1 protein-coding gene is annotated in these 555 nt (G+C 61.4%); it reads left to right on the forward strand.

Going from position 1 to position 555, the window contains the following annotated elements; genetic code table 11:
• The first annotated feature begins 71 nt into the window (after positions 1 to 71).
• Positions 72 to 434: a DUF1353 domain-containing protein gene (locus tag ACM6IO_RS27925; protein WP_414912617.1), complete on the forward strand. Its 363-nt coding sequence runs from the start codon at positions 72 to 74 to the stop codon at positions 432 to 434.
• The last annotated feature ends 121 nt before the right edge of the window (positions 435 to 555 follow it).

Below are 555 nucleotides of genomic sequence, written 5' to 3' on the forward strand. Positions count from 1 at the left end.
ACGCAGCACGATGCGCCAGCTCATCGACGCAAATTCGGCTCCGAACAAGATCCGCGTGGAGTGCGCCGCCGATGCCCTTTAAAACCTCCCTGGTCGTGAAGGCCGTAATGGGCACCAAGCAGTGGCAGCTGGTTCGGCCGCTGATGTACCTGACCACCCGCAACCAGTGGGTGACGGTGCCGCAGTGCTATCGCACTGACTTGGCCAGCGTACCCCGGCCGGTCTGGTGGCTGATCCCACGTGACGATGAATGCGCCCGCCGGCCATCGGTGGTGCATGACTTCATTTATACCAACGCCACCGACCGATTTACCAAGGCCGAAGCCGATCAGGTGTTTTACGAGGCCCTGCTCGAGGAGGGCATGCCCAAGGCTCTGGCCTGGCTGATGTACACCGCCGTCCGGATTGGCGGCCGTGGCAACTGGAGCGCATGAAATGGAACTTTCATCCATGACCGTGAGCGTACTGCTGATGATCACCGAGCTGGTCCTGACCGGCGTCGCGGGCTTTCAGGTGTACCTCTTCAAACAGATCAGCGCGGCCCGCCGTGAACAC

Source organism: Pseudomonas sp. IT-P44 (assembly GCF_949768225.1).
Classification (GTDB): domain Bacteria; phylum Pseudomonadota; class Gammaproteobacteria; order Pseudomonadales; family Pseudomonadaceae; genus Aquipseudomonas; species Aquipseudomonas migulae.